The organism is Georhizobium profundi (genome assembly GCF_003952725.1).
Classification (GTDB): domain Bacteria; phylum Pseudomonadota; class Alphaproteobacteria; order Rhizobiales; family Rhizobiaceae; genus Georhizobium; species Georhizobium profundi.
The window spans coordinates 815,444-825,000 of sequence record NZ_CP032509.1 but is presented as its reverse complement, the minus strand read 5'-3'; the positions used below and the strand labels follow the sequence as shown (position 1 = coordinate 825,000).

The 9,557-nt window shown below is 62.1% G+C and carries 11 protein-coding genes (1 of these 11 cut by a window edge); 7 read left to right on the top strand and 4 right to left on the bottom strand.

The genetic code is table 11. The features are described 5' to 3' along the window. The 3 genes in view from D5400_RS03890 to D5400_RS03880 are tightly spaced (each overlapping or abutting the next) and all read left to right on the top strand, a layout consistent with a single transcriptional unit that may run on beyond the window. Window positions 1-248, top strand: the 3' end of a protein-coding gene (locus D5400_RS03890; RefSeq protein WP_126007843.1) for an iron ABC transporter substrate-binding protein. Its footprint begins 751 nt before the window's first position; 248 of the gene's 999 nt are visible here — the last part of the coding sequence; the start codon falls outside the window, past its left edge; its stop codon occupies window positions 246-248. Beyond that, window positions 245-1,828 (top strand): ABC transporter permease, encoded by a 1,584-nt coding sequence (locus D5400_RS03885; protein WP_245451422.1) that lies wholly within the window; start codon window positions 245-247, stop codon window positions 1,826-1,828. Before D5400_RS03890 ends, D5400_RS03885 begins: the two co-directional genes overlap by 4 nt. Then, window positions 1,821-2,885: an ABC transporter ATP-binding protein gene (locus tag D5400_RS03880; RefSeq protein WP_126007841.1), complete on the top strand. Its 1,065-nt coding sequence runs from the start codon at window positions 1,821-1,823 to the stop codon at window positions 2,883-2,885. The genes D5400_RS03885 and D5400_RS03880 overlap by 8 nt, the downstream gene beginning before the upstream one ends. Window positions 2,886-3,071: 186 nt before the next feature. Here the strand turns inward: D5400_RS03880 and D5400_RS03875 are convergent, their stop codons facing one another. Further along, a complete protein-coding gene (locus tag D5400_RS03875; RefSeq protein ID WP_126007839.1) occupies window positions 3,072-3,680 on the bottom strand; it encodes a GNAT family N-acetyltransferase in 609 nt (202 codons plus the stop codon). Between the two features lie 68 nt (window positions 3,681-3,748). Between D5400_RS03875 and D5400_RS03870 the strand changes: the two genes are divergently transcribed. After that, window positions 3,749-4,783: a YihY/virulence factor BrkB family protein gene (locus D5400_RS03870; RefSeq protein WP_245451421.1), complete on the top strand. Its 1,035-nt coding sequence runs from the start codon at window positions 3,749-3,751 to the stop codon at window positions 4,781-4,783. An 86-nt stretch (window positions 4,784-4,869) separates the two neighbouring features. Here D5400_RS03870 and D5400_RS03865 read toward each other — a convergent pair whose 3' ends face one another. Then, on the bottom strand, window positions 4,870-5,490 hold the full coding sequence (locus D5400_RS03865) for an alpha/beta hydrolase (RefSeq protein WP_126007837.1): 621 nt from the start codon (window positions 5,488-5,490) through the stop codon (window positions 4,870-4,872). Next, the gene (locus D5400_RS03860; RefSeq protein WP_126007835.1) at window positions 5,487-6,437 is read right to left on the bottom strand and encodes a VOC family protein; all 951 of its coding nucleotides are present in this window, start codon (window positions 6,435-6,437) and stop codon (window positions 5,487-5,489) included. The genes D5400_RS03865 and D5400_RS03860 overlap by 4 nt, the downstream gene beginning before the upstream one ends. Window positions 6,438-6,562: 125 nt before the next feature. On the opposite strand from D5400_RS03860, the gene D5400_RS03855 reads away from it, so the two are divergent. Continuing rightward, window positions 6,563-7,504, top strand: a complete 942-nt coding sequence (locus D5400_RS03855; RefSeq protein WP_245451420.1) for a LysR family transcriptional regulator — start codon at window positions 6,563-6,565, stop codon at window positions 7,502-7,504. Here the strand turns inward: D5400_RS03855 and D5400_RS03850 are convergent. Further along, complete coding sequence (locus D5400_RS03850) at window positions 7,453-8,019, bottom strand: methyltransferase family protein (protein ID WP_245451419.1); 567 nt, start codon at window positions 8,017-8,019, stop codon at window positions 7,453-7,455. The genes D5400_RS03855 and D5400_RS03850 overlap by 52 nt on opposite strands. Window positions 8,020-8,213: 194 nt before the next feature. Here D5400_RS03850 and D5400_RS03845 point away from each other — a divergent pair, with 194 nt between their 5' ends. After that, window positions 8,214-9,071, top strand: coding sequence for an alpha/beta fold hydrolase (locus D5400_RS03845; protein ID WP_164527779.1), 858 nt, complete (start codon window positions 8,214-8,216; stop codon window positions 9,069-9,071). Window positions 9,072-9,159: 88 nt separating this feature from the next. Beyond that, window positions 9,160-9,420 carry a membrane lipoprotein lipid attachment site-containing protein gene (locus tag D5400_RS03840; RefSeq protein ID WP_126007831.1) on the top strand — a complete coding sequence of 87 codons (261 nt, stop codon included), beginning with the start codon at window positions 9,160-9,162 and terminating at the stop codon, window positions 9,418-9,420. Window positions 9,421-9,557: the final 137 nt, after the last annotated feature.

Here is a 9,557-nt window from a genome sequence, read left to right as displayed (position 1 = left end):
CAGGCGTTCTCGCCTCGTCCGACAACAAGGAAGCGGCCGAAGATTTCGTCGCCTTCCTCCTGTCCGAAGAAGCCCAAACCTATTTCGCGCAGGACAATCAGGAATACGGTGTCATCGAAGGTGCCGACAATGCCGGCATCGAGCCGAACATCGAGGACGTCATCCTGGCATCGCCTCCGCTCGACCTGAACGACATCGACGATCTGGAAGGCACGCTGAACCTGCTCCGTGAGGTCGGCTTGCTGTGACAACCCTTGTGACGGGCGGCCGCAAACGCGCGGCGCCCGCCATCTTCGTCATCCCCGCCATTCTGGTGGGGCTGGCGATGCTGGTCCCTATCTTCTACCTCGTGCTGCGCGCGACCGAGGCCGATTTCGGCACGGTCGCTTCTCTCGTTTTCAGGCCCCGTACCGGCCAACTGCTGTTGAACACGACAGCACTCGTCGCCGGCGTGCTCATTCTCGCGACCGCGATTGCCGCGCCGCTGGCCTGGCTGACCACGCGCACGAGCCTGAAGGGACGGCGCATCGCGCATATTCTGGTTGTGTTGCCGCTGGCGGTTCCGGGCTACGTGATGGCCTATGCGCTGATCGGGCTATCCGGCTATTACGGCTTCATGAACACGCTCTTCGGCTGGACCTTTCCCAGGCCGCAAGGCTGGCTCGGCGCGACGCTCGCTCTCAGCCTCTATACCTATCCCTACATCTATCTGAATTTGCGCGCGGCGCTCGGCAGCATCGACGCAAGCCTCGAAGAGAGCGCGCGCGCACTTGGCGCGTCACCCCGTGAGGTCTTTTTCCGGGTTACGCTGCCCTATCTGCGCCCTGCGCTGTTTTCCGGCTGGCTCGTCGTCGGCCTCTATGTGATCGGCGATTTCGGCGCGGTTGCGCTAATGCGCTATGAAGTTTTCTCTTACGCGCTCTACACGCAATACGCCGCTGCCTACGACCGCATCTATGCCGCATGGCTCGCATTGATCATGATCACCATCGCGGTCTCGGTCATCTGGTGGGAAAGCAAGCTGCGCGAAGGTGCCCATTTCGCCCGCACCGGCACCGGCTCCGGCGTGCGATCGAGCCTGTCCTCGCTCAGCACGCTCCCGTCCGTAGCCGCCTGGGGCTTCATCGCCCTCGTGGCGCTCGCCTCGCTCGGCCTGCCAGTGTCGGTTCTGGCCTTCTGGCTTTCGGCCGAGCCCCTGCTGCCGAGCCTGCCTGCGCTTCTGACAAGCTTCTGGCATTCCGTGTCGGTGGCGGTCCCCTCCGCCCTGCTCGCCGGTGCGCTGGCGCTGCCCGTCGCCGTCATGGCGGTGCGCTATCCGTCGCCGCTGTCGAGCGCGATCAACCGCCTGGCCTTCATCGGCTATGCCGTACCGCCGCTCGCCTTTGCGCTTGCCTTCGTGTTCATCTCGCTCGGCTTCGCGCGGCCGCTCTACCAGTCGCATCTGCTGCTCGTGATCGCCTATTCGCTGGCCTTCCTGGCGCTGGCGCTTGGCCCGATCCGCGCGGCGCTCTACCTCGCGCGCCCGTCGCTTGAGGAAGCGGCACGCTCGCTCGGCTACAGTCCGCTTTCGGTGGTCGCCCATGTGGTGTTCCCTCTGATCCGGCGCGGCGTGATCGGCGGCATGGTGCTCGTCTTCGTCATCGCCATGAAGGAACTGCCTATCGCATTCCTGCTGGCCCCGACCGGATACCGTTCGCTTGCGATTACGCTGTTCAGCCGCACATCCGAGGGCATGTTGGTCAATGCGGCACCCTATGCCGCAGCCATCATCATCTTTTCCGGCTTGTTTGTCGGGGTCGTTCTCAGGCATGAAGCAAAACATGACTGAAACAGCTGACATTGATCGGAGTTCGGGACCGCTGCTCGCGGCGCGCGATCTCGTGCGGCATTTTCCGTCGGCGCGCGGCGCCGCAGTCGCCGGCGTGTCCTTCGAGGTCATGCCGGGCGAGCTCATTGCGCTTCTCGGTCCTTCGGGATGCGGCAAGACCACGACGCTGCGCCTGACCGGCGGCTTCGAGCGGCCGGACGCAGGCACGATCAGCCTTAATGGCCGCGATGTGACGAACCTGCCACCAGAAAAGCGCGGCATCGGCTTCGTCTTTCAGGATTACGCGCTCTTTCCGCATCTGAGCGTTGCGGCCAACGTCGCCTTTGGATTGCGACACGCCTCAGTTGCCGATCAACGGAAGAGAACGGCGCAGATGCTGGAGATGGTCGGCCTCGCCGATCTCGCCGAGCGGATGCCGCATCAGCTATCGGGCGGCCAGCAGCAGCGCGTGGCGCTCGCCCGCACGCTAGCGCCGGCACCGCCTCTGGTTCTGCTCGACGAGCCCTTTTCCAATCTCGATGCCGCCTTGCGGGTCGAGACCCGCCAGGAAGTCCGCCGGCTCCTGAAGCAGGCCGGATCCGCAGCCATCCTCGTGACGCATGATCAGGAGGAGGCGCTGGCGCTTGCCGACCGCATCGCTGTCATGCACGCGGGCCGGATCCTTCAGATGAGCACGCCCGATGACGTTTATCGGCGACCTGCCGACGAGTTCGTCGCGCGCTTCATCGGCCGTTCCAACATCGTTCCCGCTTGCGCGAACGGATTCCTCGCCCAGACGGATTTCGGCGACCTCGCCATCGACCGGACCATGTACGGCAATGTGCGACTGGCGGTGAAACCTGAGCAGTTCGTGCTGACGCCTGCAGAAGATGGCAACGGCGTCGTCATCGGCCGCGAGTTCCGCGGCCACGATCAGCTCTACTGGGTCCGCGTCGGAGGAACCGAGATTATGGCGATCGCGGCGACCAACAGCTTGCTGACGATCGGCACGCCGGTGCGGCTGACCACATCCGAGCCCGTTGCCCTTTTCGAACAGGCCGTCGCAGAAAACTCGTGAATCTCCACCGAAGCCGGTGTTTTACCATTTGCGAATGGAACCAACGTCGCAGGCCGTCGTTCTCCCGGTCGAAATGCAAGGAGAAAAACAATGAACAGCATCATCTACATCGTCGGCCTCGTCGTCATCGTCATCGCCATCCTGTCGTTCCTCGGCCTGAGCTGATACGACGCACAAAGATCAGGACTACCCCGTCGGACGAGCGGCTGATTCCGGCGCATGATGCGCCATCAGATCGTAAGCCAGCCGCATCTGCTTTCCTGCCCGCGTATCCGGATAGCCTCCTGCATCTCGATGCAGCGGCATGTCGAACGTGATCTCCCCCTCGGCCGCATCCGCGATATGCGCGCCGAGGGAGATCATCAGCTGGATCATCCCGCGATTTTCCGGATGAACATAAGCCACGAACCGCTTGATCCCTGCTTCCGCCGCACAAAAGGCGATGGCGCCGATCAACAACGGGCCTACTCCACGACCCTGATAGGCATCGATGACGGTCACGGCCATCTCTGCGCTTTCCTGATCGGTATCGAGCCGTTCATAACGCGCGATGGCGACGGGGTCAGGCGGAACGACGCTCATGTTCAGCGCGCCGATCGCACAGTGCTCGGAGTTGGATCGAGCAGTGAAGCGGACGAGATCCTTTTCGGAAAGCCGCGTGACACCGCCCAGGAAGCGGAAGAACCTCGACCGTTCCGAAAGATGGGAAAACCCGGCCAGAAGATGCGCCTTGTCCGCCGGCTCGACGGTGCGCACCAGCAAATCCAGATCATCTGCGATGCGCGTTCGGAACATTCCTTCCCTCCGGACCTTGATCCTACCAACATGCGAAACATCGCGCCAACCAAACCGGGGACACCAGCGTGAGCGATTTTGGCGACGAACGCACCGGCATCATCGATGCTTCCACCGCTGCCAAGCAGGATAAAGAGCGGAGCGATGGTGCGCACATTTCGCGCGGTCGCCGCGCCGACCACCCGATGCAGCTTTCCCGGCATGGCTGGCTCGATGTGGCATGGCGCATTTGGAACAATATAGGCGCCAATCGCATCATGCTGGTCGCAGCGGGGGCAACCTTCTATCTGTTGCTGGCTCTCTTTCCGGCGCTCGCTGCGTTCGTGTCGCTCTATGGCCTCGTCGCCAACCCGGTCACGGTCGCAGATCACATCGCCTTTTTGGGGTCGCTCTTGCCCGCCGGCGGACTCGACATCATCGAGACCCAGTTGGATGCTCTGGCCACCCAGGATGTCAGCGCGCTCAGCTTCGGCTTCATCCTCGGTCTCATGATCGCGCTGTGGAGTGCGAACAACGGCATCAAGACGCTCTTCGATGCGATGAACATCGTCTATGCGGAGGAAGAGAAGCGCAGCTTCATCAAGCTCAATCTCCTCTCTGCAGCCTTCACGCTCGGCGGTCTGATGGTGGCGATCGCGCTGATTTTCACAGTGGGTGTCGTGCCAGCGATCATCGCTTTCATGGGTCTGGAACGTCAGGCCGATCTGATGATCGCATGGCTGCGTTGGCCGATCCTACTGTCCATGATCGCAGTCGGCATCACGCTCGTCTACCGATTCGGGCCAAGCAGGCGGCCGGCGAGATGGCGCTGGCTCGTCCCCGGTTCGGTGCTTGCGACCATCGTGTGGATCGCTGCCTCGGCCGCCTTCTCCTTCTACCTGCAGAATTTCGCGGATTATAACGCCACCTACGGCTCGCTCGGTGCCGTCATCGGCTTCATGACCTGGACCTGGATTTCAGTCATCATTCTGCTGGTCGGCGCGCAGTTGAACGCCGAGATCGAGCACCAGACTTTGAACGACACGACCGTAGGTCCAGGCCGTCGCATGGGCGAGCGGGGAGCTGTCGTGGCAGACACGGTCGGCGAAGCCAGGCCTGCCTGACACCAAAACCAAGCCTGCCAGAAACAAGAACGACGCGGCTTCAGTACGAGGCCGCGTCGTTGCGTTGTGTCGAACACGTTCTGAACTCAGGCACTGACCCCGAGACGAGACGCGAAGGCTTGAGCGGCTTCCACTTCGTTCGGACGGATGTCATGCCCGCCTTCGTGCCATTCGAGCTTGACCGCTGCGCCCTGTGCCGAGAAGTAATCGGCCAGCGCCTGCGTCTCGGCCGGCGGGCAGATCGGATCGCGACGGCCGGCCGTAATCACGATGTCCCGGTCCTTGAGGGCCGCATTGGCCGCCGGCGCCCACGGGATCAGCGGATGCATGAGCACGGCGCCGTCGAAAAGCGCACCGTTCTCCAGCATCATGGCCGCCAGGATATTGGCACCATTGGAGTAGCCGAGGCCATAGACGGCGCCCGCCTTGGCCTCATCGCGATGCGCAGCGACGAACGCAGCGAGAGCATCCCGCCGATGCGCCAGATCGTCCATGTCGTACACACCTTCGGCCTTGCGGCGGAAGAAGCGCAGTGCGCCACCCTCCGACACATCACCACGAGGCGAGACGATCGTTGCCTGTGGCATCAGCCGGGCGGCAAAATCGAAAAACTGGTTCTCGTCGCCGCCCGTCCCGTGAAAGGCAAAAAGGATCGGCGCACCCGGCGCGCCAGGCCGGGTGCGATGCTGGTAGGACTGCAGGCTCATGCAGCAGCTCCCGCTGCACCGTCGATCTTCTGCAGCGTGTTTTCGAGATACGGGCGAAGATGCGCATGCTGGCGCGGCAGCTTGAGCGCTTCACCGAGATGCGCCCGGTCTTCGTCGCGCTCGAAGCCCGGCTCGTTGGTGGCGACTTCGAAGAGGACTCCACCAGGCGTGCGGAAATAGATCGCCCAGAAATAATCCCGGTCGATTACCGGCGTCACCTGGTATCCCGTGTCCATCAATGCCTTGCGCACCGCCAGCTGGCTGTCGCGATTGTCGACCGCGAAGGCGATATGGTGCACCGAGCCGGCACCCTGGTCCGCATGGGCGATGTTCGGCATGGTTTCGATGTCGATGCGATGTGCACCGTTGCCGCCGTCGATCGCGAACCGCTTAACGCCGTCGCGCGCTTCAATTTCGCTATAGCCCATGAACTTCAGAAGTTCGCCGGTCGCGCCATCGTCCCGCAGCCGCATGGCGGCAGAGTGAAACCCGCGGATCGCGACATCGTCACCGACGCCATTGCCGGTCCAGGGCTGGCGGTCGTCGTCGCTGGTTTCAACAAGCGCAAAACCGTCACCATCGGGCCCGGCAAAATGCAGGCGCTTCTCGCCGAAGAGTTCCTCTTCCTTTAGACCACTGACGCCCATTTTCTGGAAACGCTCTTTCCAGAACGGCAGCGCACCCTGCGGGACGGCGAAGACGGTCTTTCCGACTTCACCCGTGCCCGGGCGACCGCGGCGGATGTTCGGGAACGGGAAATAGGTCATGACCGAACCCGGCGTGCCGACTTCGTCGCCATAATACAGGTGATAGACATCGGGCGCGTCGAAATTTACGGTTTTCTTCACCCGGCGCAGGCCGAGCGTGTCGGTGAAAAAGCGATTGTTCTCGCGTGCATCCGCAGCCATCGACGTGACGTGGTGCAGGCCTCTGATCTCGTTCAACATCGAAAATTCCTTTCTGCCTGAGAGGGCATGTGAACTGTTGGACCCAATGTCGCGATCTTCCACTGTCTTTTCTAGTACGATAATCTGCTATTATCTGTTGCCAGATTCAGAACAGTTGGAAGGCAATGATGGGACATCTCGAGCGCAGCCGTATCTTTCTTGAGGTCGCGGAACGGTCGAGCTTCGCCGATGCGTCGCGGGCGCTGAACCTGTCGCGTTCTGTGGTCACCAGGCAGGTGGCCGAACTGGAAGAAGAACTCGGCGTGCAACTGTTTGTGCGCACCACGCGCAAGGTGGCGCTGACCGCACCCGGCGCCATCTACGCAGACCGCATGCGCACGGCCGTTCGCCAGATCGACCAGGCGACGGACGCCGTGCGCGACGAACAGCATACGCTGCGCGGCACGCTGAAGGTCAGCGCCCCGCTATCCTTCGGCATGCGCTTCCTCCCGGATGCGATCGCGCGATTTCGCATCCTTTATCCGGAGCTGACGCTGGCCATGGACCTGACCGATCGCTTCGTCGACATCTTGCGGGACGACTACGACATGGCCCTCCGCATCTCGGGTCCGCCCACCGATCGCTCCACCATCTGGCGCAAGATCTGCGAGGTGCCCCGCGTGCTCGCAGCGTCACCGGATTACGTTGCCAGGCGTGGCAGCCCCGCCAAGCCGCAGGAACTGGCCCGGCACAATTGTCTCGCCTATTCGAACTCGAACGATCCGCAGATCTGGCGCCTGCGCAATGGCGACGAGAGAGCCGACGTGAGCATCGCCTCGAAGCTTGCCTGCAACAACGGAGAGCTTCTGGCGGATCTGTCAATCGCCGGCGAAGGCATCGTGCTGTTGCCGCGCTTCATCATGGAGGAGGCGCTCATTGATGGCCGCCTGGTGCAGGTGCTTCCCGATTGGCCGCCCGAGATGATCTGGCTGACGGCATTTTATCCGCCCTATGAGCGGCTACCGGCAAAGGTCGATGCCTTTACCCGCTTCATTGAGGACGCGGTTGCCGCCGATCAGGAAGAGCTGCCGAATTTAGGCCAGAAGAAACCCGCGCGCCGCTTGTAGGCAGCGTAGTCATGCGCCAGCGGCGAGGCGGCAATGGACGCCTCCTCGCCCTTCGCCGCCCGCATATAGACGAGCGCGATGATCATGACCGGAAGGATCGAGACGAGAGAGAACGTGGTCAGTGCCCAGCCGGACCACAGAACCAGATAGGAGACGTAGAACGGGTGACGAAGATATCGGTAGGGCCCATCGGTGACGAGCGTATTTGGGCTGCGGCCTTCGAAGACGTACCAGAGCCGCGCCTTTTTCGATGCCCGGATCGCACTGACGAACAGCAACGATGCCCCGATCATCATCAAAAGTCCTGCCACATGGGCTCCGACCGGCTGCACGCGCGTCATCAGCAGATAGATGAAAAGGGCGATCATCGCGATGCTGATCACGGAAATCATCTTCGCGGCAGGCGGCATCTTTTCGGTGGTGAAATGAAACCGCATCGCCCAGGTGAACTGACCGACGACGACGAGGCCGAGAAGAATGCTGGCGAGATCTAGGAGGGTCTGACTGTTCATCATCAACGACTGTCTGGCGCGGTTTTGGGACGCTAACCGGGGTGTCCAGGGATGGCAAGCGCAACATGCTGAAGTAGCACAGCTTTCTGAACACAACCGTAATATGTCGTTCTGCTAACGCTTCCTTGACCATTCCCTTACACGAAATCTAGAGGGCCTCGTGTCAACATGGGACGCTACTGAATGGGACAATGGCCATGGCGCCAATCGATCGGATGATAACCACAAGCGATGCGGCGCTGCGGGTGCGCGACACCGGCGGCGACGGTTTGCCGATCGTTCTGCTTCACGGCTCCGGCAGCTCGATCGACGTCTTTCATCGTCAGTTCGCAGACCCGATCTTGAGCCACTACCGCTTGGTAGCGATCGAGCTTCCGGGCCATGGCCTCTCCTCGGACGCCGCAACACCGGACAAGACCTACACGTTGAAGGGTTTGGCCGGCGTCGTCACGGAAACCCTGACGTCGATCGGCGTCAGCAGAGCGGTCTTCTTCGGCTGGTCGCTTGGCGGCCATGTAACGCTGCAGATCGCAGCAACCACAAGCATCCCGGTCGCTCTCTTGCTATCGGGCACGCCTCCTGTCTCGCTCGGCCCGCTCGGACTGCTGCGCGGTTTTCAGCCGAGCTTCGACATCCTGCTCACCTCCAAGCGCCACTTCTCCGAACGCGACGTGACGCGGTTCGCGCAATTGTGTTTCGGCGATGCGTTCGACCCGAAATTCCTGACGACGATTGCGCGGACGGACGGACGCCTGCGCGTCAATTTCCTGCGCAGCCTCATGCATGGACACGGCGCCGATCAGAGACGACTGGTGGAAACGTCGTCGATGCCGATCGCGCTCGTCAACGGCGTCCTCGATCCATTTGTTCGCTTGAGCTATCTCGAAACGATCCCCTTCGCCAATCTGTGGCGTGATCGCTCCCACCTGATCCCCGCAACGGGTCATGCCGCATTCTGGCACGCGCCGCAGCTGTTCAATCCCCTTTTGAACGCCTTTGCCCGCGATGCCGAGCTCGTGCTCCGGGCAGAGCGCTTGAACCTGCGTCGCGCCTGACAGGCAAAAGTCTCTGTCATCCTGCTCCTTGACGGAACAAGCACTTGCCGTAATTACTTTTGCAGTGGGACGCTCGGAGAAAACCAAAATGAAAAAGATCCTGTCTGCAATCCTTATGACCGCCGCATTGGCCGCCTGCACCCCGACCCAGGAAGGTGCCGTGATCGGTGCCGTTGCCGGTGGCGCTGTCGGCGGGGCCGTTGGCGATACCGAAGGCGCGATCGTCGGCGCAGCGCTTGGTGGCGCAGCCGGCGCTTTGATCGGCCGCGCATCCGAACAGCCGGGCCAGTGCTACTATCGCGACAGCTACGGCCGCCGGTATGTGGCAGCCTGTCCGCGCGGTTACTGAGAAAACCGATCTATCGCTCATCGGGATCGGGCGCTTTCGCGGCCGATCCCTTTCTCGCGACCTGGCCCGTCACCTTCACCGCATGGCTTGACTCCCTCTCGATTCGGAGTCCTCGCCCGCATTCTCCCGTGCGGACA

What these genes read in the sequence shown, in the direction of transcription:
- D5400_RS03865 (WP_126007837.1), bottom strand. Translation starts at nt 5,490, where the DNA reads ATGAGCCTGCAGTCCTACCAGCATCGCACCCGGCCTGGCGCGCCGGGT.
- D5400_RS03845 (WP_164527779.1), top strand. Translation starts at nt 8,214, where the DNA reads ATGGCGCCAATCGATCGGATGATAACCACAAGCGATGCGGCGCTGCGG.
- D5400_RS03850 (WP_245451419.1), bottom strand. Translation starts at nt 8,019, where the DNA reads ATGATGAACAGTCAGACCCTCCTAGATCTCGCCAGCATTCTTCTCGGC.
- D5400_RS03860 (WP_126007835.1), bottom strand. Translation starts at nt 6,437, where the DNA reads ATGTTGAACGAGATCAGAGGCCTGCACCACGTCACGTCGATGGCTGCG.
- D5400_RS03880 (WP_126007841.1), top strand. Translation starts at nt 1,821, where the DNA reads ATGACTGAAACAGCTGACATTGATCGGAGTTCGGGACCGCTGCTCGCG.
- D5400_RS03840 (WP_126007831.1), top strand. Translation starts at nt 9,160, where the DNA reads ATGAAAAAGATCCTGTCTGCAATCCTTATGACCGCCGCATTGGCCGCC.
- D5400_RS03875 (WP_126007839.1), bottom strand. Translation starts at nt 3,680, where the DNA reads ATGTTCCGAACGCGCATCGCAGATGATCTGGATTTGCTGGTGCGCACC.
- D5400_RS03855 (WP_245451420.1), top strand. Translation starts at nt 6,563, where the DNA reads ATGATGGGACATCTCGAGCGCAGCCGTATCTTTCTTGAGGTCGCGGAA.